The following is a 23,060-nucleotide window of genomic DNA, read 5'->3' as shown; positions in this document are numbered from 1 at the left end:
GCCTCGGCATCGTCCGTGCGAATGGAACAGGCTTGCCGGTAGGCTTTCGGGGCTGGGCGCTGAGCGGCAGCGGGGCGCTATGCCGGGCGGCGCCCGGCTCGGCCTAGTCCGCGCTCCAGTCTTCGTCGATGCCTTTCAGGATTCTGGAGACAACGGCTTGCGAGAAGCCGCGCGAGACGAGAAAGCGCGCCTGTTTCGCGCGTTCGGCAGGTGTGTCCGGAAGCTGGCCGTATTTTTTGCGCCAGACCGCTTGCGCGCGCGCCAGTTCGGTTTCGCGCAATTGCGCGGCGGTTTCTTCGATCAGCGCCGAACCGACCCCCTGCCGCTTCAGTTCACCGACGATACGGTTCGCGCCGAGCCGCGATGCGCGTCGGTGCACGACACTTTCGGTGAAACGCGAGTCGGACAGCCAGCCTTCCTGCTCGAGGGTGTCGAGTAGCGTATCGAGGGAATCGCTTTCTTCGACGAACGGCTGCAGTTTGCGCGACAGTTCCGCACGGCTGTGTTCGCGACGCGATAGATAGGCCAGTGCGCGGCCCTTCAGCGAACGGGTTGGGCGTTGGCGTGACGAACCGGTGGAGGTTGGATCGGTTTCGCCGGGTCGGCGGCGCGAGCGGGTGTAGGTGGATTCGCCGTCTGCGGGGCTTGCGTCGGCGGCATCGTCTACGCGGCGAGCGCCGGATCGACTGCCGAAGCGGGGACCAGAAGGAGGACGGGAACCGGAACCAGAGGAACCCGACCGTGCGGAAGGCTCGCGGCCCGCCGCGCGGTCATGTGCGTCAAAAGATTCGAAGGGGTCGAAGGAATCGACGGGGATCGATGGATCCGCAGCGGTTGAAAAGGCACCGGCGGATGCACCGGTAGATGCAGCGGCGGCTCCGCCATCAGAACCGCCGTCGCTCTTATCGCGCGGGCCGCTCACCTCACGTTCAGAACCGCCCTCGCTTTCCTCGCGCGGGCCGCTCGCTTCACGTCCGGAACCGCTGTCGCCGTCATCGCGCGGGCCGCGTGCTTCACGTTCGCCGCCAGCACGTTCAACACCGGCATGTCCGTCACCGGCATGTCCGGAACCGGCACGTTCAAAGCCGCCGCGTCCCGAACCCGACGCAGACATCGGTCGGCCCTTGCGCATCACGCTGTGCTTACTCTTCGTCTGCGACTTCCGCGCCTTCCGCGTCCGCGCCGACCACCGCTCCGGCCGGCATCGCGTTCACACCCAGCGACTCGCGAATACGGTTTTCGATTTCACGCGCAATGTCCGCGTTCTCGCGCAGGAATTCGCGTGCGTTGTCCTTGCCCTGGCCGATCCGCTCGCCGTTGTAGCTATACCAGGCGCCCGCCTTATCGACGATTTTCGCCTGCACGCCGAGATCGATGATTTCACCCTGACGCGAAATGCCCTCGCCGTACAGGATGTCGAAAATCGCTTCGCGGAACGGTGGCGCCACCTTGTTCTTCACCACCTTCACGCGCGTTTCGTTGCCGATCACTTCGTCGTTCTTCTTGATCGAACCGATACGGCGGATATCCAGACGCACCGACGCGTAGAACTTCAGCGCGTTACCGCCGGTGGTGGTTTCCGGATTGCCGAACATCACGCCGATCTTCATGCGGATCTGGTTGATGAAGATAACGAGGCAGTTCGTGCGCTTGATCGTGCCGGTGAGCTTGCGCAGCGCCTGCGACATCAGTCGCGCCTGCAGACCCGGCAGCGAGTCGCCCATTTCGCCTTCGATTTCAGCCTTCGGCACGAGTGCCGCGACCGAGTCGATCACGATCATGTCGATCGAGCCGGAGCGCACCAGCGCGTCCGCGATTTCGAGCGCCTGTTCGCCGGTGTCCGGCTGCGAAACCAGCAGGTCCGACACATTCACGCCGAGCTTGGCCGCGTATTGAATGTCCAGCGCGTGTTCCGCATCGATAAACGCCGCGGTGCCGCCGAGCTTCTGCATTTCCGCGACGACTTGCAGCGTCAGCGTGGTTTTACCCGACGATTCCGGCCCGTAGATTTCAACCACGCGGCCGCGCGGCAAACCGCCAACGCCCAGTGCGATGTCGAGGCCGAGCGACCCGGTGGAGACCACCTGAATGTCTTCGACTGCCTCACCTGCGCCGAGCCGCATGACGGACCCTTTGCCGAACTGTTTTTCGATCTGCGTGAGCGCGGCGGCCAGCGCCTTGCTCTTTTCAGCCGTCAGTCCAGCCGGGCCTTTCTTGCTTTCTTCCATGAATCGTCCTTTGCTATGATGAACGGCGCCTGTGCGGCCGTGCACGGCCCTTTCCGAGCGGGCTTAAAGTTAAACTCACGTCAAACTGAAGCCAACTCAAAACGGGCGGCACGCCAATCGCAGACACTGTATAAAAAAACAGTAGTTTTGGCAAGCACAATTAAGCCGAATGACGCGCATGCACACATGTGTAAACACGCATGGCTAATCGGACACCAACCCCACCACAATAAAGTTTCGGAGACGCTGCGCGCCGGACACACCGGTGCCGGCATGCCTGCCAGCGCATCATGCGAATTCTCATTGCCGAAGACGACAGCATACTCGCGGACGGTCTGATTCGATCACTCCGCCAATCGGCCTATGCCGTAGACCACGTGAAGAACGGCGTTGAAGCGGACACCGCGCTGTCGATGCAGACGTTCGACCTGCTGATTCTCGATCTCGGCCTGCCGCGCATGTCCGGGCTCGAGGTGCTGCGCCGCCTGCGCGCGCGCAACTCGAACGTGCCGGTGCTGATTCTGACGGCCGCGGATAGTGTCGACGAGCGCGTGAAGGGCCTCGATCTCGGCGCCGACGACTATATGGCCAAGCCGTTCGCGCTCAACGAACTCGAAGCCCGCGTGCGCGCGCTGACCCGCCGTGGCGCGGGCGGCGGGCCGACGGTCGTGCGGCATGGGTCGCTGTCGTTCGATCAGGTCGGGCGCATTGCGTACGTGAACGAGCAGGTGCTCGATCTGTCCGCGCGCGAGCTCGGGCTGCTCGAAGTGTTGCTGCAGCGGATCGGCCGGCTTGTGTCGAAGGAGCAACTGGTCGATCACCTGTGCGAATGGGGCGAGGAAGTCAGCAACAACGCGATCGAGGTGTACGTGCACCGGCTGCGCAAGAAGATCGAGCCGAGCGGCGTGCGCATCATCACGGTGCGCGGACTAGGCTACTGCCTCGAGAAAACCGCACAGGCTCCGGTACCGGCGCAAGCACCAGCCGAAGCGTCAACACCACAAACCACCGCGCCGCAAACACAAGCCCACACGCCCATGCCCACGCCGCCTGCCTCGCCAACGCCATCGCCCGAGCCTGTCGCATCGGCCGCGATGCCGGCGAGCCACCACTTCAAATAAGCATAAGAAGGCGCCATGTCCGCCCGCGCAGATCGCGCCACGGGTGCTTCGGCGCACGCGGCGAACCTCGACGACGACCGCGATGCCCGTTACGAGAATCCGTTCGCGCCGCCCGACGAAACGGAAGCGGCCGCCGAAACACGGCCGCGTTCGCTGTTCGGCGAGATTCTCGACTGGATGCTCGCGCCGCTGTTGCTGCTGTGGCCGATGAGCATCGCGGTCACGTATCTGGTCGCGAAGTCGATTGCGAATGCGCCGTTCGACCGCGCGCTCGAAACCGATGCGTATGTGCTCGCGCGGCAGATCCAGCCGGTAAACGGTGTCGCGGAACTGCGGTTGCCCGATACGACGACCGACTTCCTGCGCGCGGACAATATCGATAGCGTGTTCTATCAGGTACTCGGCACGCGCGGCGAACTGGTCGGCGGCGAGCGCGATATGCCGCTGCCGCACGAAGACGACCGGCCGCAGCCCGGTATTGTCGAATTCCGCGACGATGTGCTGCACGGCAACGACATCCGCGTCGCATACACGACCGTCGAATTCCCGCAGACGCCGGGCGCGCAGCCGGTGCTCGTGCAGGTTGCCGAGACGCTCGACAAGCGCAGCCAGCTGGCGAACGACATCATCAAGGGCGTGATCCTGCCGCAGTTCGTGATTCTGCCGCTCGCGATCGTGCTGGTCTGGTTCGGGCTATCACGCGGTCTCGCGCCGTTGCATGCATTGCAATCGCATATTCGCGCGCGGCGTCCGGACGATTTGTCGCCGCTCGAAGCGCGCCGCGCGCCGCCGGAAATCGAACCGCTCGTCACGTCGTTCAACGACCTGCTGACGCGCCTCGAACAGAACATGGAATTGCAAAAGCGCTTTATCGCCGATGCCGCGCATCAGATGAAGACGCCGCTGGCCGGGCTGCGCACGCAGGCGGAACTGGCGCTGCGGCAGGACGTATCCGCGGAAGTGCAGCGCTCGCTGCAGCAGATCGCGACGAGTTCGGAGCACGCGGCGCGGCTCGTCACGCAATTGCTCGCGTTGGCGCGCGCGGAAAACCGCATGTCCGGGCAGGTGTTCAGTCCTGTCGAAGTCACGGACGTCGCGCGTCATGCGGTGCGCGACTGGGTGCAGGCGGCGCTGATGAAGCAGATGGACCTCGGCTACGAAGGCCCGGATGTGCCGGTCGATGTGGAAGGCAACCCGGTGATGCTGCGCGAAATGCTGTCGAACCTGATCGACAACGCGATCCGCTACACGCCGGCCGGCGGGCGCGTGACCGTGCGCGTGCGCGAAGAACCGCCATTCGACATGCCGCATTGGGTGCACCTCGAAGTGGAAGACACGGGGCTCGGCATTCCGGCCGCCGAACGCGAGCGCGTGGTGGAGCGCTTCTACCGGATACTCGGCCGCGAAGGCGACGGCAGCGGCCTGGGCCTCGCGATCGTCAAGGAGATCGCGACGATGCACGGCGGCACGCTGACCATTGAAGACAACGTGTATCAGGCATCGCCGCGGCTGGCTGGAACGCTGGTGCGTGTCAGTTTGCGGGCACTGGGACGTGGACGGGACTTACCCTAACTGTCAGCGAACGCCGACAGAAGCAAATTTGCCGAAACGACGCGTTAGCACGCTTTTCGATGATAAAAGACAAGAATTAGAAGACGATCGGCGATTTTCTGCAAAACAACCGCGACCAGAGTCAGACGAATCTGAGTCAGTAGGCCGTAAGTTTCCACTCCAATAATCGGGGGCACGGATCGACCCACCCGGGCGTCCGCGTGCATATATCAAAATTGGGATGGAGACGACAAATGGCTACCGTTAGCGGGCAGGTCTCGCACGCGCCGATGACAGGCGATGAGAAGCGGGTGATCTTCGCATCGTCGCTGGGCACGGTATTCGAGTGGTACGACTTTTATCTGGCCGGCTCGCTGGCGGCTTTTATCAGCAAGAGCTTCTTTTCGGGCGTCAATCCGACGGCGGGCTTTATCTTCACGCTGCTGGGCTTTGCCGCGGGTTTCGCGGTGCGTCCGTTCGGCGCACTGGTGTTCGGGCGGCTGGGCGACATGGTCGGGCGCAAGCACACGTTCCTGATCACGATCGTGATCATGGGCTTGTCGACTTGCGTGGTGGGCTTCCTGCCGGGTTATGCGTCGATCGGCATCGCTGCGCCGGTGATCTTTATCGCGATGCGGCTGTTGCAGGGTCTGGCGCTCGGCGGCGAGTACGGCGGCGCAGCGACTTACGTCGCAGAGCACGCACCGGCGAATCGGCGCGGCTTCTACACGTCGTGGATCCAGACGACGGCGACGCTCGGTCTGTTCCTGTCGCTGCTCGTGATTCTCGGCGTGCGCACGTGGATGGGCGAAGAATCGTTCGGCGCGTGGGGCTGGCGCATTCCGTTCGTCGCGTCGCTGATTCTGCTGGCTGTGTCGGTGTGGATCCGGCTGCAGCTGAGTGAATCGCCGGCGTTCCAGCGGATCAAGTCGGAAGGCAAGACGTCGAAGGCGCCGCTGACGGAAGCGTTCGGCCAGTGGAAGAACCTGAAGATCGTGATTCTTGCGCTGATCGGCTTGACCGCAGGTCAGGCGGTGGTGTGGTACACGGGCCAGTTCTATGCGCTGTTTTTCCTGACGCAGACGCTGAAGGTGGACGGTACGAGCGCGAACATTCTGATTGCGCTTGCGCTGCTGATCGGCACGCCGTTCTTTGTGTTCTTCGGTTCGCTTTCGGACCGTATCGGACGCAAGCCGATCATTCTGGCGGGCTGCCTGATTGCGGCGCTGACGTACTTCCCGCTGTTCAAGGCGTTGACGCACTATGCGAACCCGGCGCTCGAGGCGGCGACGCAGAAGTCGCCGATTGTCGTGATCGCGGACCCGAACGAGTGCTCGTTCCAGTTCAACCCGGTGGGCACGTCGAAGTTCACGTCGTCGTGCGATATCGCGAAGAGCGCGCTTTCGAAGTCGGGCCTGAACTACGAGAACGTTGCGGCGCCGCCGGGAACGGTCGCGCAGATCAAGGTGGGCGACACGGTGATCAACGCGTATGACGGCAAGGCTGCGGACGCGAAGGAACTGGGCAAGGCGTTCGACGGACAGCTGAGCTCGACGCTGAAGGCGGATGGGTATCCGCCGAAGGCTGATCCGGCGCAGATCAACTGGGTGATGACGGTGGTGATTCTGACCATCCTCGTGATCTACGTGACGATGGTGTACGGGCCGATTGCGGCGATGCTGGTGGAGATGTTCCCGACACGGATCCGGTATACGTCGATGTCGTTGCCGTATCACATTGGGAATGGGTGGTTTGGCGGGTTCCTGCCGGCGACTGCGTTTGCGATTGTGGCGGCGAAGGGGAATATCTACTCCGGGCTGTGGTATCCGATCATCATCGCGCTGGCTACGTTTGTGATCGGGCTGATTTTTGTGCGGGAGACCAAGGACTCGAATATTTATGCGCAGGATTGACTGGTGATTGAGGGGGTGGGGCTGGCTGGTTGTTGTTTGTTGGTTGGCCGCCGCCCTCGCTCCTCTAAATCGATCGATGACCCCTGTGACGTAGATAGACACTGTCCTAAGATCGGGTCGCGGCGGGGGTTGACGGCTCCCGCCGACCTCCCTATAATCTTCCCTCTTACGGCGAATTAGCTCAGTCGGTTAGAGCGACGGAATCATAATCCGCAGGTCCGGGGTTCGAATCCCTGATTCGCCACCAAACAAAGCAAAGGGTTACAGCGCTTCCGCCTGTAACCCTTTGTCGTTTCTAGAATCCATGTAAGATAAATACCGCTCTTGCCACCGACCGCCTACGGTTCTATGCGGACCATGGCAGACGCAGAATTTGAATCAACCTCAGGCTCACCGCTCCTGTCCCGCCCGCCCGTGTGAATTTTCATCTCGGCCATAATCGATACTGTGGTGCCGACCGGCACCACCACGGTTTGCATATCGTCCATCTCCGCGTTTGGTAGAAACTCGTAGCTGTCGCCCGCCAGCTTGAGCAAATCGACGCTTGCTATAAGTTCGCCTTCATCCTCATTGAATAGCGTTCCCGACTTTGCATCTGGGACTAGCTTGCGCACACGCAACTGGTAAGAGTCGTGCTGGCTGCTATTCAATTCAAATGTCGAATTGCGCGGGTTTTTCGATTTTGCATGTACGACCAGCAACCGCAGATCGTCGTGATACGGCAGTACGTGAGTTTCTAATGTGATGTTGTCCTGCCAGTCGGTCGAACCGCCAAGCCGGAAGACCCAGACCGCCCAGCCGCCCGCACACACTATGGCAATGCACGACAACACTTTCAGTGTCAGGTCGGCTATCTCGATGGCTCGTTTCATTGGGGCAAGTCCGCGAATGAATTGAGGCAATGATAACGGTGCAACTGGAAGCGCCATGCGCGTAGATGCATCCAATCCCAGGCCGCCTTGCGGACAAGAAAACGCCCGCGCGCCCACAACCGGCAAAACGCACGGGATGTCGAATTTCCGTTTACAGGATCACCTGCTCGAATTGCCCTTTCCCGGAGAAGTTATAGGGAACCTTGAATGCCGCCCCACCCTTAATACCTTCCGACTGCTCGATGATCCTCGGCCACCAACGCACGAGGTTATGAGCCTTATCCCAGAACGGGTGATTCGACCACCCTTTATCGAGAAAAAAGACGATTAGTCCGGCTCGGCGCAATGCCTCCCGCTCCAACCCTTTGTTCAATTTATCGTGGGTGACGACCGACCATCCACCCTGTGTCGACAGAGACTCAATCCATTCTGCGTCCCCTGCACTCTGGGAAAACATTTCTCTCAGATGAGCGACCCTGTGTTCCGAGGGTTCAGATAGCGCATGCAGGGCTTTCGCCAACGCTGGCGGCAGGTTGTTGTCGACAAAGAAATTCACGCTGCCGCCAGACTTTCTTCGAAGGCAATAGCCGCATCGACTGCGGAAACCGGTACGTCATACAGCTTCGCGACAAAATTCTTGTCGCCCTCAACAGCAACCGCATCATGCAGAATCGAAGTACGAACAGCGCCAGCCGTGACAATGGGCTTGCCGAACGCAATTGCAGGGTCCAGCACCACCGCCTTACTCCGCCGGGCCGGATACCAACGGGCGGCCAGCTGATCCTCGTCGAACTCAATTCCGCTATACAGCGACGGTTCAATGATTTTTCGGAACGCGTACTGCTGCTTCACCAGATCCAGTAGTTCGGTCTCCCCAGTCTCTTTCATCGCCGATGCGAAAATCGTCCGGCCATCGGTGCGGAACTGACGCGAAGTGAAGGGGTAGTCCGTTTCGAAAAGCTCACGGGCTCGCTGGCTAGCGAGACGTATCGCCTGCAGGCTAACCCCATGCTTCCGGAATGCATGCACGAACCGGACCTCAAGCAGATCATGGAAGCTAACGCCGTCCAGAGAATCGGTAGCGAGTTCCGTTTCCCAGAGAGGTCCTACCATGACCGGCGCATGCGTCTTATCGCGGTAGGAGTAGCCATCCAGCCAGCGGCGAATATCACGAAGCGGAATTTTCGTCAGCCGCGCCGCTTCATGGAAGGTGTACAGGCCGATGCCAGTAAGCTGCATAACCCCTCCCTCCAGAAAGTTGATCCGCCCAAGAGTACCCGGTACATTAAACGACGCTCGATTCTACCGAAATTCCGCAGCCATCTCGTCGCGCATGTCGCCGTAAGCCTTCGCCGAAGCTGCGGCCAGGACACCAGCTTATTGCCGGAACCTTCTCGGTATGCACGCCGGCAACACGTCACACAAAATCCATCGAAGCGCGTTCGCCTTTTAATATGGCGCGCCGGTCGCCATGCTCGCCTCCTGCCGAACCATAATGCTCGACAGCCCTTGATTTAGACCAGCATCTCAGGCGTCGCCCATCGATTCAGGATACGCAACAATGCAGCTACGGCGAGACTCTCCCTTGCAGATCACATCTTCGCCGCGCTTCCGCAACGACACCATCCCACTCTGCATTCGTCAGTCGCTCCTTGAAAATCTGAATCAGAAAATCGCCTAAATTCTGGTTCTTCTTGACCAATCCCAATCGCCCCTTCAGAACACGCAGTTCGTTCTGAATCTGGACAATGCGTTCCTTGGCGCTCTGGTACTTCAATGAACCACGCGATAACGTTTTGACCAAAGCCTCCAACGCAGAGAGCTCTTGCGTCAAGCTAGCACGTCGGTGCTCGAGCGATTTGATACGCTGTTCGACACTGTCACCGGTATCCGACAGGGACAAAGGAAATGTCTCGACAATGCGAGAAAGGACGTGACTCATGATTCGGTCTCTCATGACAATCGGTTTCAAAACCCACCGTCGCATCAACGAAGATAAGACGGCAGGTACAAGACCCTACGACTTGTCGAGCGACCAAGCCCGAATCACTGTTGTCTACAGCAATGTTTGCCAGTATAGCGGCACACAATTGTGGGATATATAGGCCAATCGACATACCTTGACAGGCCCAACTACTCTCGATGTCCGACGTCGATGGCCCGTCGACAAAACTGATGAACGTGCACCCCGTCGATGCAGGAACTGCTCTTAGTGTGTCCGTTCCGGCAAGTGAATGCGCATTCTGGAAGAAATCCAGTTCGCCTGCCGAAGGCAACCCGAGCTACTAGCCGTGACGCCGCTTCACCTCATAACGCCGCCAAAGCTTGAGGATCATCACATAGATCGCGGCGGCAACGATCAGATCGATGACGACCATCGTCGCGATGTAGAACATCTCGTAATCGGCCACCCCAAATCTCTCGGATATCACGATCAGATAGTGCCGCTGTTGCCGCGTCATGGGCATCGGGTAAGTATGGACATATCGCACTGCTAGCAAAAACAATGCACAAAATAGAACTGCCTTGAACGCTCTACGGACAACTGTCGTCATTTGAAATTACCTCAATCCAACCATACGCACCTATTCCCGAGTCGCCGGCAAGAACGGGCGATGTTTGCAGCAATATTTGTCGAAGCCTGCGAAAGTCATCAAGGCTCTGCAGCGTGATGCACTCGTATGAATATCCGCTTCCTCCAAAAGTGGGAATCGGCATACTGCTTGCGATCCTCGATTTGCCGATGGTCACGGGGGTTCCCATACAAGCCGGCAACGTTATCTCAAACCAAATCCGCGCGCGTCAAATTTCGTCAAGGTGAGTCTCGCAATGCCACCCTCGCCTTCCGCGTCACATCACTCTCTCCATCTTTTCACCACCGACATAAACATCGACAAACCGCAGAGATAAAAGAGGCTGCTATTCTGTGTCGTAGCCCACTCATAAACAAGGATCACCGTGCGCGTAGGCCGCCCGATAAAAGCCGTTCCCCAACCCGTCTGCGACTACTGCGGCGAGCGAGCACAACTCGCAAGCTTCGGGGACGAGATCTACCCGTACCGCGACGACCACAACGCCGTCTGGATCTGCACATCCTGCGAGGCGTGGATCGGCGTGCGACCGCGCAGCCGGCACAACGCACCACTCGGGCGTCTGGCCGATGCGACGCTGCGCGACGCGAAGAGTCGTCTGCATGACGCGCTCGAGCCGCTCGCCGAAGCGAAGGTGCGGCGCGATGGCGTATCGATCTTCGAAGCGCGCGCCAAGGCCGTCCGTTGGGTGGCGACCGCACTCGGATTCGCACCGATGCCGCCGAGCCTTCACTCGTTCAGTCTCGACCAATGCAATCAGGCGCTGCACTACGTGGACACGTGGAAGGCGCATCGCGACGCCAGTTAGATATTTCACAGGCAACGAAACGCAGCACCCTCGTGCACCCCACTACGCTGCATATCCAGCCATAATCTTCGCCCGCCCACGCGCGGGCTTTTTTGCGCCCAAACGCGCTACCTCATCTCGACGCATTCGCTCGATAAGAAAACTCTGATTTAGCGAAAAGCGTTGTATCCATCGCATCAAGCGTGTCATGCGTTGTTTCGAAGCTGTGGCGTCGGCTAGTTTACCCATCGTCACAAATTAGCATCCCGAACAACGTAGATGAACAACAATAACTACCGGTTGATCTACAGCCGGCTGAGAGAAACACCTGCCGCAGTCAGCGAAATAGCCAAGTCAACGAGAAAGCAAGCTGGTCGCAGTGCGGTTGTTCGTTCCTCATCACGTGCCGCGACTCGCACCGGACGATTCAAGCTTCGCCAGATCGCATTCACCGTGCTTGCGATGACTGGCGTTCTGCCTGAATGGTCCGTCGCGCAGATCATCCCTTCCGGTCCCAACAGTCCATCGGTGATCTCGACGCAGAACGGTTTGCCGCAGGTGAATATCAACCGTCCGTCGGGCGCGGGCGTGTCGATGAATACCTATGGTCAATTCGACGTGCAGCAGCGCGGTGCGATTCTGAACAACTCGCCCGCGATCGTGCAGACGCAGCAGGCGGGCATGATCAACGGCAACCCGAACTTGGGCCCCGGCGACGCGGCGCGCGTCATCGTCAACCAGGTCAACAGCAACGCGGCGAGTCAGATCAATGGTTACGTCGAAGTCGCGGGTCGGCGTGCGGAAGTGGTCATTGCCAATGGCAGCGGCATTTCCGTCAATGGCGGCGGGTTTATCAATACGTCGCGTGCGATTCTCACGACCGGGACGCCGAACTTCGCGGCCGATGGTTCGCTGGCGGGCTTCGATGTTTCGCGTGGGCTCATCACCGTGCAGGGCGCGGGGCTGAATGCGTCGGAGGTGGATCAGGTCGATCTCATCGCGCGGGCGGTGCAGGTGAATGCGGCGATCTATGCGAAAAGTCTGAATGTGGTGGCCGGCGCAAATTCGGTCGACCATGAAACACTCGACGCCACGCGGATCGCCGGCGACGGTCCGCCGCCAGGCGTCTCCATCGACGTCAGCCAGCTCGGCGGCATGTACGCGAACCGTATCTGGCTCGTCGGTAACGAGTATGGCGTGGGGGTGTCGAGCAAAGGGGTGCTGGCTGCGCAGGCCGGTGATCTGACGCTGACATCGGACGGCAAGCTGGTGCTTGCCGGGGAGATGGTTGCTAACGGCAACATTAACGCCAGCGCGCGGGATGGGATCGATAACAGCGGCACCGTGCACGCGCAACAGAACGTCAACGTCGCGAGCCAGAGCGCGATTGCGAACAGCGGCACGCTGGCAGCCGGCGGCAATGCGACGCTGGTCGCGGGCTCGACGCTGGTCAATGCCGGTACGGTTGCGGCGAGCGGTCGCGCGTCCGTGGCAGCGGCGACTTTCGATAATAGCGGCGGCACTCTGATCGCCGACCAGGTGACGCTGCATGCGATGAACCTGCTCAATCGCGGTGGCGGGATCAGGCAGTCGGGTTCAGGCACGACAGTCATTGATGTAGCGGGTTCGCTGAACAATGCAGGCGGCACGGTCGCGACAAATGGCGCGCTCGACGTCCACTCGGGGACGGTCTCGAACCGAGGCGGCACGCTAGCGGCGCAAACGGACGTTACGTTGAGCGCCGCGTCGCTCGACAATAGTTCGGATGGCTACGTTGGAGCACGCACGGTATCGGTGACGGCCACAGACTCGCTGAACAATACCGGCGGCACGATCCTGGCAGACAGTACGCTCTCCGTTTCTGCGCAGTCGGTCGCGAATGATGGCGGATCAATCGCGAACAGCGGCACGGGATTGACTACGGTCAGCGCCAGCAGTGCGGTGACGAACACGCATGATGGATTGATCGGTGGCAATGGCGATGTGACGGTGACAGCACGCACACTGTCGAACACGAGTGACGCGTCCGCCAGGGGGACTTCCGCAGGGGCGCAGATCATCGCGGGGCGTGACCTGACGCTGAACATTGCGCAACTCGTCGACAACACGAACGCGACTCTGTCCGGTGTGAATAACGTCACGCTCAATGGGCCAAACGCTACGTTTCTCAACGTGGGCGGCTCGGTGCACGGCAACGGTGTCGTGACGCTCAATGCCGCGTCGCTCGACAACACGACCGGACGCATCGGCAACGACACCGGCAGTGGCGGTTCGGTTGCTATTGCCACGAACACACTCGCGAACCAGAACGGTGCAATCGGCAGCGACCGGAATCTGGATATCGTGACCGGTTCGCTGACCGGCGATGGCAGCATCATTGCAGGTCACGACGGCACGCTGACGATCGGCAGCGACTACACGCTGGGTGGCGCCAACCGGATCCAGGCGAATCACGACCTGACGTTCACGACAGCGGGCGCGTTCACCAATCAGGGCACGCTCGGTGCGGTAGGCGCGCTGACGGTGAATGCCGCGAGCGTCGATAACCAGGCAGGCGCGGACCTCAATTCGTCGATCACGACGGTGAATGCCTCGGGCGCCATCATCAACGCGGGGCGCATCGAAGGCGATAGCGTCACGACGCATGGCGCGTCGCTGGTGAATTCCGCGACGATTGTCGGCAATACGGTCACGCTGAATGCGGGTTCGATCGTCAATGCTGGAGCGGCAGCGGCGATTGCCGCGGCCTCCGCCGTCAGGCTGTATGGCCTGGATGTGTCCAATACCGGTGGCGCGACAATCTTCAGTCTCGGTGACATCAGTATCGCAGCGGATGACGCACGCGATGGTGACGGCGTGCTGGCTCACCGCTCAACCTCGGTGACAAACGATCAGTCGACCATCGAGGCCCAGGGCAACATCGAAATCGCCGCGCAGACGCTGACCAATACGCGCCCCGCGCCGACCGTCGGGACGGTGACGACGGACGTCGAGACGGTTCACGGGACGAAGCGCGACAGATACATGGCCTGCACGCCCACCAATGCAGACGCGCATTCGTCGTGTACGCAGGAAGTATGGGACTACGGCTATCTGAATCCGCTGGATGTCACGTTCAGTAAGGCGGACATCGTCTCGACCGCGAGTGGGGCGAATGCCGCCGACCGCGTGCTCGTCGTGAACGTCAACGGCCAGCCGCAGACGATCTACTACAACACGCTGACCACCAACGCCGACGGCACGATCACCGTCAGTTACTGGGACGCCTACGACCCGCACGTCAATTTTGACCCGGCAAGCGAGTATCCGGGCGATGACCAGGCGCATCACCATTACCAGCGGGTAGAAGTTGCCCGCGACACCACCACGACCACGCAGCAGGACACGGTGACGGGACCGCAGGCGCAGCAGGCCCAAATCACGGCGGGCGGCAATATCACGCTGGCGAACGTCGGCAGGCTGAACAATGAGTACAGCGCGATCGGCGCGGGTGGGTCGATCCGCATTGGCAGCGCTGGGACGGATGGTGACGCTGGTAGCGGCAGCTACGGCGGTACGCTCGTGAACAATATCGGCCAGACGCTCTACCAGTACCAGCGGCAGGACATCGTCTCGACCTACGCGTGGAACGAAGACATCAGCCGCGACCGTGACTCCGTCGTGCAGCCGTCGATCATCCTGACGCCGGTGGCGATCGGTGGCCTGGGCGGCACGATTGTCGCGAATAGTGCGGTGCAGATTAGCGCCACTGACCTCAGCAACACGAACGTCGCAGCCGCGAACTCGGCGACTGGTGCAACGGGTGGCACGCTAGGGGCAAACGGTGCGGTGAATGGCATCGTCAACGCGCCGCAGTCCATCCTTGGGCCCGACGGCGTGCCCGCTTTCACCCTGCCGTCCGGCGGCCTGTATGCGCTGAATGCGTCACCGGGTGCGTCCCATCTGGTCGTCACCGATCCACGGTTGAGCAGCTATGCGGGTTTCATCTCCAGCGACTACATGCTGGGCCAGCTTGGATTCGATCCATCGAAGACCATCAAACGGCTCGGCGATGGCGTCTACGAACAGCAGCTGATCCGCAACCAGATCACCCGGCTGACCGGCCGCGTGTACCTGCAGGACTATGCCAGTAACGAGGATGAATACCGGACGCTGATGACCAACGGCGTGCATGTGGCGCAGGCATTCAGCCTCGTGCCCGGCATGGCGCTCACGGCCGCGCAGATGGATGCGCTGACAAGCGACATCGTGTGGCTCGTGAACCAGACGGTGACGCTGCCGGACGGCTCGACGCAGACCGTACTTGCGCCGGTCGTATACCTCGCGCATACGCATGCGAACGACCTCCAGCCGGGCGGCGCGCTGATTGCGGCCGATGACGTCGAAATACACGCGCCGGGAAGCGCGACGAATTCGGGCGTAATCAGGGGCGGCACGCAGACGGTGATCGGCGCGACGGATATCGTCAATCGCGGCGGTGCGATCGGTAGCGGCAACGACCACGGCACGACCGTTATCTCGGCAACGAACGATGTGATCAACGCATCGGGACGGATCACCGGCAACCGTGTCGCGGTGCTGGCGGGTCACGACATCGTGAACACGACCCTGGTTGATACGGTCGGTATCCGCTCGATGGCGGGCGACAGCCGGGTCAGCCAGACGCTGCAGGGCGCTCAGGGCACGATCGCCTCGACGGGCGACATGGTGATTGCGGCCGGTCACGATCTGACGGTGCGTGGCGCGAGCCTCGAGGCAGGCGACAACGCACAGATCGCAGCCGGTCACGACATGGTGGTCGATACGGTCGAATCGCACATATCGCTGTCGGTCACGAAGAACACCGACAACTACGCCCACACGGTTACGACGCTGCACCAGAGCAGCGGCATCAGCGCGGGCGGCAGTCTCGCGATGCAAAGCGGCAACGACATGACGTTCAAAGGCGCGACGGTGAGCGCGGGCGGCGATCTGGCTGTCGTGGCGGGCGGCAACCTCACCGCGACGACGGTCACGGATTCGGTGCGCCGCGAGGATGTCACGCGCGGAGATAAAACCCGCAGCGGCGAGGACCGCAGCTACGACGAACGGGCGATCGGGACGTCGTTCAGTGCGGGCGGTAGCGGCACGCTGGCCGCGCTCAGTGCCGATGGCGGCAAGGGCAATGTGACGCTAACCGGCTCCGCGCTGTCAACCGGTACGGGTTCGGCAAACATCGCGGCAACGGGCAACGTCAGTATCAGCGAGGCGCGCGAGGAACACGACAGCTATTCCGCCGTGCAGTCCAGACGCGGCAGCTTCGTACACGGATCGACGACGAATGAAATGCAGGACGTGCACGCGAACGTGGGCGTCAGCAGCACGATATCCGGCGATTCGGTCACCATCCGCGCGGGGAAAGACCTGACGGTGAAGGGATCGACCGTAGCCGGTACGAACGATGTAAATCTCGCCGCAGCGGGGAATGTGACGATTACGACGTCGCAGGATACGCAGAGCGCGTCGTCGTACTACAGCCGGCACGAGTCGGGAATCGGCACGAGCGGCGGCATCGGGATTTCGGTGGGCAGCCAGACGCAGACGGATACGGCCCATGACACGACGGTCACGAACAGCGGCAGCACGATCGGCTCGCTGAACGGCAGCCTGAACCTCGTCGCGGGCAACGACCTGCATGTCACGGGAAGCGACCTGATTGCAGCGAAGAACGTGACGGGCACGGGTGCGAACGTCGAGATTGATGCGGCTACCGATACCGCGCACCACGACGAATCGCATGAGGTTAAAAAGAGCGGCTTCACGCTGGCGCTCAGGGCGCCGGTGATCGATGCGGTGTCGAACACGGTGAACCAGTCGCGCGATGCGAGCCGCAGTCAGGACGACCGCGCCGCGGCGCTGCATGGCATCGCGGCGGCAAGCGGCGCGTTTGATGCGGGCGTGGCGGCGGGCGGTGTCGTGAAAGACGTCGTCGCCGGCACTACGCCCCAGGGCAAGCTCGAACTGGGCTTTGGCAGCAGCCGCACCAGCAGCACATTGACCGAAGACAGCACAACCAGTCGTGGCTCAGATGTCATTGCAGGCGGAACGGCCGCGTTCGTCGCGACCGGCAACGGCACGCCCGGAAGCGGAAACCTGACGATTGCCGGTTCCAGCGTGAATGCGACCGACGTGGTGCTTGCCGCGCAGAACCGGATCAGTCTCGTGAACACCACCGGCTCTGACTCGACACGCAGCACGAACGAGTCCAGTAGCGGCAGCATTGGTGTGTCGGTGGGCACAGGCGGCTTGGGTATCGACGCGTCGGCGTCCCGCTCGCACGGTAACGCGAATGCGGATTCCGTCACGCAGAACAACACGCATGTGACGGCGGCCAACACGGTCACGATCCTGTCGGGTGGCGATACGGCCATCATCGGCGCGAACGTGAACGGCCGGCAGGTGAATGCGGATGTCGGCGGCAACCTGACTGTCGCGAGCGTGCAGGACACGGTGGCAAGCGCCGCGCATCAGGACAGCCAGGGCGGCGGTTTTGCGATCAGCACGCACGGCGGCAGCGCGAGCTATAGCGCGCAGCACGGCAATGCGGACGGCGACTATGCGCAGGTCAATGAGCAGGCGGGTATCCGCGCGGGGGATGGCGGGTTCAGTATCAGCGTCAGGGGCAATACGGACCTGCAGGGGGCGGTGATTGCGAGTGAAGCGGACACGGCGAGAAACACGCTGTCGACGGGCACGCTCACGTTCAGCGATATCCGGAACCAGTCGGACTACCACGCCCATTCGGGCGGATTCAGCGCGGGCGCAACCGCAGGCGATGGCGGTTCGAACTACAGCACGCATGGCCCCGCATCCGGGACCAACGCGGGCGGCGGCGCGCCCATGGTCAGCCAGAACGGAAGCGGCAGCGACAGCGCGACCACACGTAGTGGTATCAGCGCGGGCACGATCAGCGTAACGGATGCCGCGCGACAGGGGCAGGACATCGCGAGCCTGAACCGGAATACGTCGGAGACCAACGGCACGGTCGCGAAGCCGCCGGATGTGAATAACCTGCTGGACCGGCAGGCGGACATGATGGCGGCGGCGGGCGCGGCGGGTGAAGCGGTCTCGCGGCGCATTGGTGATTTTGCGCAGTCGAAATACGACGAGGCGAAAGCGAAGGGCGATCAGGCCGGCATGGAAGCCTGGAAAGAAGGCGGCATTGCTCGTGCGGAAATGCAGGCGGCAGGCGCCGCGCTGGTGACCGGGCTCGCGGGTGGGAACGCGATTGGCGGAGCGGCTGGTGCGGGGATCGCGTCGATTGCGGCCGGGAAGCTGAACGGGCTGGGTGGTGCGATCGAAGGTGCAAACCCGACTGGCAATACCGATATGAACCAGGCGCTTGGCAACATCGTCGCCAATGTTATCGCGACCGGTGCTGGTGGCGTGATTGGCGGCGACTCCGGTGCATTCTCTGGATACACCGTTGACCGATACAACCGGCAGTTGCACCCTGACGAATACGCGCTGGCGAAGAAAGATGCGAAGGTCGCCGCGCAACGACTTGGAATCAGCGAACAGCAGGCCGAAGGCCGGATCGTGGCAGAAATACTGCGCAATTCGGACAAGCAGACATCAGACGCATCGGGTGGCGTGCACGACTACGAGATTCGTGCAGTCGTGGGTTGCGAGAGGCTGAACTGCGACGCATACAAGAACGACCCGCAATACACGAACCATGACTACAACAGCCAGTACATCGCAAATAATCAGCAAGCCTACGATGCTGGACAGAGTCAGCTTGGGAAAGGAAAGACCTACGATCAGCTTGTCGCAGCGAACTACGACAAAGATCCCGTGGGAAACACAATAGCGCGCGCTTTCGGCACTCTGTTGGCAGGATCTGTAGCCGGTGGCTTGGCGTCAGTCTGGGCCGCCGGCACAGCATTTACCAATGTCGGTGACGCATTGAGTTATCAGTTCGGGTTGTCTGCCGATCAGCCAAGCTACAAGAATGCAGCTGTAGCAGGGGTGGTTGCGGCTGCAACATCTCCGCTACTGCTGCCGCTTAACGCGTTAGGTGGCTCCTTTGGAACGAAAACCGCGATCGCAATCTACAACTCCGCAGTAAGCGGCACTGGGGCATTCGGCACAACCGCGATTACAAATCCTGGCAGTAGCCCCGACCTGTCTGCGGGCCTCGGCATGGCCGGCGCGCTACTTACGATCGGCGGGAAAGCGATTCTTCCGTCAGCGATGGGAAGCGTTATAGACACTGGTATGCAGATATTGCCTGGACCAGCCCAGGCAGCAATTGAGAAGAACGGTCAAAAGGCAAAGCAATGAATGAAATGACAACGAAGCGCAAGGTGCTTTATCGAAAGTATCTATTTGGGTACCTGTGTTTACTCGGCTTTCCGATAATGATCCTCGCACTCTCCCTATCGAAGGGGGCTGGAATCGCAGGGTTAGTCCCCGGCATTCCATTCTATGTATTGGTGCTCGGTGGAGCGACGTACAAGTTCATAAAGGAGCTTCGTGCTCTGAAAAGCGAAGGGCGTATGACTGGACGCAAAAGCGAATAGACGCGTGTAGAAATTCCCGACGAATCAAGCTGCAATAGAAATGGCGCGATCGGTTACTCCGGCCAGATTCCAAATTCATTTGAAAATGAGAAATTAAGCGTATGAATAAACCATCAGTCAGGGTGACGCGGATAAGGAGCATCGTCTTGAAGCGGCAGGCTGCGCGCTGGTTCACTACGCGGCCGAATATGCTCCAGGAACTGCGGACTACGCCAAATATTCGGCACTTCAGGCGGAAGGCGCGAACTACACCGCTGAACAGGCGCAATTGCAGAACTACAACGGCACGTCCTTCTCTGCAGCGGGCTATGGTGGAATGGTGCGACAAACCTCGGGCGGGTTGTTCCAATATCCTGTAGCCGATTCAACTGCCGACACTAAGGCAATGCAGGCGGTAATGGCGGCCCAGCGCCCGGGATCCATCGATTACGTGACTCTGCAGGGAGGCGCCGGTGTTGGTGGGAGTACCACAGTGAATCTGCATAACGGAAACGTTTATGCCGGAGCGTCCGTTTCCGCGTCACGAGAAGCTGGACTGGGGATCATCTTCGGCATGATTCCTGAGAGCGTTGGAAAGACAAGCGACCAGAAGTCCAAAGATACCGATAACCTTTTGCAAGGGCGATCTGTCGGCGGGAATGGGTGTTTGTTTGGGGTTTGTGCAGGCTTGAACCATGCCGTTGGAGGGAGCACGGCCATCGAGTTTGGGGTCGGTATAGGAGGAGTTACAAAAGCACCCAATCCAGGTGGCAATGGAAGCTGGGGCTATAGCGACCAAGTTTTTTCTGTTCCAGGGGTCGGTAATGCGAAGCGCTAATCGTCTAAGTTGGAAAGCTGCGTTGATTGGAACGTGGATTCTTGTTTGCGTAACAGCATCCTTGGTTTTTAGTGTTGGGAGTCCGTCAAAACGAGACGCTGAGGCGCAACTAGCTGTAATGAACGCCGATATGGACTACGCCTTGCGCGAAGGAGGTGTGGCTGATTCTCGAAATTCAAATGCAAAGTTTGGCGGAGCGTTGTTATATGTCAATATTCTCAAAAATTCTTGGAATCAAGAACTCGCGAATAAATACAAAGGGGCACTTTTAGCTCGGGGGTGGATAGAGACAAACGCTGAGGGAAATCGTCTTACGCTTTGCAAGAATAAGATTCTTGCAACGATAAATTCTGCCCCAGAATTAGATAGCTCTCGCGGACTACCTCGGGAAGTCTACGGTTTCTCGATGAAATACGGCGGAGACGCTGCAAGGGTCTGCAAATGACGTTGGGAACCGATACAACCGGCAGTTGCACCCCGACGAATACGCGCTGGCGAAGAAAGATGCGAAGGTCGCCGCGCAACGACTTGGAATCAGCGAACAGCAGGCCGAAGGCCGGATCGTGGCAGAAATACTGCGCAATTCGGACAAGCAGACATCAGACGCATCGGGTGGCGTGCACGACTACGAAATTCGTGCAATCGTGGGTTGCGAGCGGCTGAACTGCGACGGATACAAGAACGACCCGCAATACGCGAACCATGACTACAACAGCCAGTACATCGCAAATAACCAGCAAGCCTACGATGCTGGACAGAGTCAGATTGGTAAGGGCATGACCTATAACGACCTTGTGAAGAACAATGTCAAAAACAACCCCATCAGCACGGCAATCGCAGGTGTAGGCATGATCGCATTGGGGGGCGCGGTGGCCGGTGGTATTCCCTCGGCGATAGGAATGCTTACTGGCGGAGGACTTGGCGCGGGCGTGAATACTGGCGCTCAATATGTATTCAACAACGGACCAATCAGCATGGTCGATACGGCTATGGCTGGTGTAACCGGCGCCCTCACATTCGGAGCTGGATTGTTGCCGGGTCTTTTGATAAACACAGGCGGCGCGCTCGCTGGCTCAGCGATAAAGGGCGACAATCCGAACATGAGTATGGCCGGCGCTGCTGCTGGAACGGTCACGGGCTATGCCATCGGCGGGAAGGTAGAGAGCGCCATAGGCAATCGTGTGAACCCTTGGTACAGAGCAGAATGGGTTGAGATTGGTGGCGGCATTTCGAGGTACGTTCCGCCTAGCGCAATCCCTTCGATTGCCGGCACGACGGCAGGCGCGATTTCATCAGAATCAACGAGTACTGGAGTAAGCACTGTCCCCAACTCACTGCCGAAGAAACAATGAGCACACGTCTTTCGCGAAGCTTCAGAGCCTTTGGAAGTTATTTGCTTATATTTTTTATTATCTATTCAATCTGCGGAGTGGTCATTGAACTCGTTTGGCTTCCATTTTTTGCGTGGTTCCACGACTACAACGGTTACCTTTGGCCATCCAAGTCACGCATCTACGCTTGGTGCAAGTTAATTCCTTTGGCGACCATTGTTTCCAGTGCCGGCGTCTGGTTCTACGAACGCAAGCGTATCGGCTGGTAAGTAGGCCTCGTTCGTTTTGCACCATCAGGCGCTTTCGGCACTCTGTTGGCAGGATCTGTAGCCAGTGGCTTGGCGTCAGTCTGGGCCGCCGGCACAGCATTTACCAGTGTCGGTGACGCATTGAGTTATCAGTTCGGGTCGTCCGCCGATCAGGCAAGCTACAAGAATGCAGCTATAGCAGGAGTGGTTGCGGCTGCAACATCTCCGCTACTGCTGCCGCTCAACGCGTTAGGTGGCTCCTTTGGAACGAAAACCGCGATCGCAATCTACAACTCCGCAGTAAGCGGCACTGGGGCATTCGGTACAACCGCGATTACAAATCCTGGCAGTAGCCCCGACCTGTCTGCGGGCCTCGGCATGGCCGGCGCGCTACTCACGATCGGCGGGAAAGCGATTCTTCCGTCAGCGATGGGAAGCGTTATAGACACCGGTATTCCAACGCGGAATTCAGTGATTACAAGCATCTGGTTTCGGTAGGAAGTCTTCTAGATGAAGGTCACTACGTTTTCCTGATTGAATCGGGTGACCAGTCTAAACTGATACAAGGCTTCAAGGAGGACTTGTCCAGCGTCCACGAGATCATGTTGAGCCGCGGAGAGTTTCAATCTGTTGTGTCGGAAGCGATCGACAAGTTGATTAATCACAAAAACCAAGCGACATCCGCAAACACGGATTCGAGATCACCAGCCCGTTGGTGAACCAGGTCGGGACGTTCGTGGCCAACCGTGCCACGGGGGGCGGACGCGGCTCCCGCGCATCCCACAATCGCGTGCAACGCGGCGCGTGCAGATTCACTGTCGAGTGAGTAACGGAGGCATCGATGCGAGGACCAACGGACGAAGAATGGAAACGCATGACCCCGGAGCAACGCCGGACCTACAAAAGTTTCATAAGTGTTGTCGTACTGAATCGCCCCGGGAATCGTGGAGGCTGGTTGGTTTAAGTTAATGCGGGTTCGGCGACCGGTGTTTCAAGTTGCCGATAGTAGTTTGCCTCAGCTTCTGCGGGCGGGATGT

The 23,060-nt window shown here is 60.0% G+C and carries 15 protein-coding genes, 1 tRNA gene and 1 pseudogene; 10 read left to right on the top strand and 7 right to left on the bottom strand.

Annotated elements, in window-relative coordinates; all coding sequences use genetic code 11:
- Positions 1–103 precede the first annotated feature (103 nt).
- Positions 104–1,132, bottom strand: a complete 1,029-nt coding sequence (gene recX / locus HV675_RS11490) for a recombination regulator RecX (RefSeq protein WP_377700618.1) — start codon at positions 1,130–1,132, stop codon at positions 104–106.
- A 10-nt stretch (positions 1,133–1,142) separates the two neighbouring features.
- Complete coding sequence (gene recA / locus HV675_RS11485) at positions 1,143–2,228, bottom strand: recombinase RecA (RefSeq protein WP_175111030.1); 1,086 nt, start codon at positions 2,226–2,228, stop codon at positions 1,143–1,145.
- A 290-nt stretch (positions 2,229–2,518) separates the two neighbouring features.
- Between recA and HV675_RS11480 the strand changes: the two genes are divergently transcribed.
- From HV675_RS11480 to HV675_RS11465, 4 genes are all read left to right on the top strand, one after another.
- The gene (locus tag HV675_RS11480; RefSeq protein ID WP_175111029.1) at positions 2,519–3,349 is read left to right on the top strand and encodes a response regulator transcription factor; all 831 of its coding nucleotides are present in this window, start codon (positions 2,519–2,521) and stop codon (positions 3,347–3,349) included.
- A 15-nt stretch (positions 3,350–3,364) separates the two neighbouring features.
- A complete protein-coding gene (locus tag HV675_RS11475; protein WP_175111028.1) occupies positions 3,365–4,921 on the top strand; it encodes a sensor histidine kinase in 1,557 nt (518 codons plus the stop codon).
- A 233-nt stretch (positions 4,922–5,154) separates the two neighbouring features.
- Positions 5,155–6,813 carry an MFS transporter gene (locus HV675_RS11470; RefSeq protein ID WP_175111027.1) on the top strand — a complete coding sequence of 553 codons (1,659 nt, stop codon included), beginning with the start codon at positions 5,155–5,157 and terminating at the stop codon, positions 6,811–6,813.
- 170 nt (positions 6,814–6,983) lie between these two features.
- Positions 6,984–7,060: transfer RNA gene (locus HV675_RS11465), tRNA-Met, on the top strand.
- Positions 7,061–7,151: 91 nt separating this feature from the next.
- Here the strand turns inward: HV675_RS11465 and HV675_RS11460 are convergent.
- The 5 genes from HV675_RS11460 to HV675_RS11440 form a co-directional block, all read right to left on the bottom strand.
- Positions 7,152–7,685, bottom strand: coding sequence for a hypothetical protein (locus HV675_RS11460; protein ID WP_175111026.1), 534 nt, complete (start codon positions 7,683–7,685; stop codon positions 7,152–7,154).
- Between the two features lie 151 nt (positions 7,686–7,836).
- Entirely contained in the window at positions 7,837–8,241 is a 405-nt protein-coding gene (locus HV675_RS11455; protein ID WP_175111025.1) for a PIN-like domain-containing protein, read from the bottom strand.
- The gene (locus HV675_RS11450) at positions 8,238–8,924 is read right to left on the bottom strand and encodes a DUF433 domain-containing protein (protein ID WP_175111024.1); all 687 of its coding nucleotides are present in this window, start codon (positions 8,922–8,924) and stop codon (positions 8,238–8,240) included. Before HV675_RS11450 ends, HV675_RS11455 begins: the two co-directional genes overlap by 4 nt.
- 328 nt (positions 8,925–9,252) lie before the next feature.
- Entirely contained in the window at positions 9,253–9,627 is a 375-nt protein-coding gene (locus HV675_RS11445) for a hypothetical protein (RefSeq protein ID WP_175111023.1), read from the bottom strand.
- Positions 9,628–9,970: 343 nt separating this feature from the next.
- Positions 9,971–10,147 (bottom strand): hypothetical protein, encoded by a 177-nt coding sequence (locus HV675_RS11440; RefSeq protein ID WP_246270193.1) that lies wholly within the window; start codon positions 10,145–10,147, stop codon positions 9,971–9,973.
- Between the two features lie 496 nt (positions 10,148–10,643).
- On the opposite strand from HV675_RS11440, the gene HV675_RS11435 reads away from it, so the two are divergent.
- The 6 genes and pseudogenes from HV675_RS11435 to HV675_RS11410 all read left to right on the top strand — a co-directional run.
- Positions 10,644–11,084, top strand: coding sequence for a zinc-finger-containing protein (locus tag HV675_RS11435; protein WP_175111021.1), 441 nt, complete (start codon positions 10,644–10,646; stop codon positions 11,082–11,084).
- Between the two features lie 258 nt (positions 11,085–11,342).
- Positions 11,343–19,388: a hemagglutinin repeat-containing protein gene (locus HV675_RS11430; RefSeq protein WP_175111020.1), complete on the top strand. Its 8,046-nt coding sequence runs from the start codon at positions 11,343–11,345 to the stop codon at positions 19,386–19,388.
- 507 nt (positions 19,389–19,895) lie between these two features.
- A complete protein-coding gene (locus tag HV675_RS11425; protein ID WP_175111019.1) occupies positions 19,896–20,444 on the top strand; it encodes a hypothetical protein in 549 nt (182 codons plus the stop codon).
- A 130-nt stretch (positions 20,445–20,574) separates the two neighbouring features.
- Positions 20,575–20,889: a hypothetical protein gene (locus tag HV675_RS11420; RefSeq protein ID WP_175111018.1), complete on the top strand. Its 315-nt coding sequence runs from the start codon at positions 20,575–20,577 to the stop codon at positions 20,887–20,889.
- A gap of 25 nt (positions 20,890–20,914) precedes the next feature.
- Positions 20,915–21,796 (top strand): hypothetical protein, encoded by an 882-nt coding sequence (locus HV675_RS11415; protein WP_175111017.1) that lies wholly within the window; start codon positions 20,915–20,917, stop codon positions 21,794–21,796.
- 685 nt (positions 21,797–22,481) lie between these two features.
- Positions 22,482–22,742 (top strand): annotated as a pseudogene (locus HV675_RS11410) (Imm42 family immunity protein); the annotation flags it as partial.
- Positions 22,743–23,060: the final 318 nt, after the last annotated feature.

It is taken from the genome of Paraburkholderia solisilvae (assembly GCF_902859875.1).
Taxonomy (GTDB): Bacteria; Pseudomonadota; Gammaproteobacteria; order Burkholderiales; family Burkholderiaceae; genus Paraburkholderia; species Paraburkholderia solisilvae.
This window is presented reverse-complemented; position numbering and strand designations above follow the sequence as displayed.

Excerpts from the sequence above, each read along its gene's own strand:
- recX (WP_377700618.1), bottom strand. The coding sequence starts at position 1,132 with ATGCGCAAGGGCCGACCGATGTCTGCGTCGGGTTCGGGACGCGGCGGC.
- recA (WP_175111030.1), bottom strand. The coding sequence starts at position 2,228 with ATGGAAGAAAGCAAGAAAGGCCCGGCTGGACTGACGGCTGAAAAGAGC.
- HV675_RS11480 (WP_175111029.1), top strand. The coding sequence starts at position 2,519 with ATGCGAATTCTCATTGCCGAAGACGACAGCATACTCGCGGACGGTCTG.
- HV675_RS11475 (WP_175111028.1), top strand. The coding sequence starts at position 3,365 with ATGTCCGCCCGCGCAGATCGCGCCACGGGTGCTTCGGCGCACGCGGCG.
- HV675_RS11470 (WP_175111027.1), top strand. The coding sequence starts at position 5,155 with ATGGCTACCGTTAGCGGGCAGGTCTCGCACGCGCCGATGACAGGCGAT.
- HV675_RS11460 (WP_175111026.1), bottom strand. The coding sequence starts at position 7,685 with ATGAAACGAGCCATCGAGATAGCCGACCTGACACTGAAAGTGTTGTCG.
- HV675_RS11450 (WP_175111024.1), bottom strand. The coding sequence starts at position 8,924 with ATGCAGCTTACTGGCATCGGCCTGTACACCTTCCATGAAGCGGCGCGG.
- HV675_RS11445 (WP_175111023.1), bottom strand. The coding sequence starts at position 9,627 with ATGAGTCACGTCCTTTCTCGCATTGTCGAGACATTTCCTTTGTCCCTG.
- HV675_RS11440 (WP_246270193.1), bottom strand. The coding sequence starts at position 10,147 with ATGACGCGGCAACAGCGGCACTATCTGATCGTGATATCCGAGAGATTT.
- HV675_RS11430 (WP_175111020.1), top strand. The coding sequence starts at position 11,343 with ATGAACAACAATAACTACCGGTTGATCTACAGCCGGCTGAGAGAAACA.
- HV675_RS11420 (WP_175111018.1), top strand. The coding sequence starts at position 20,575 with ATGGACTACGCCTTGCGCGAAGGAGGTGTGGCTGATTCTCGAAATTCA.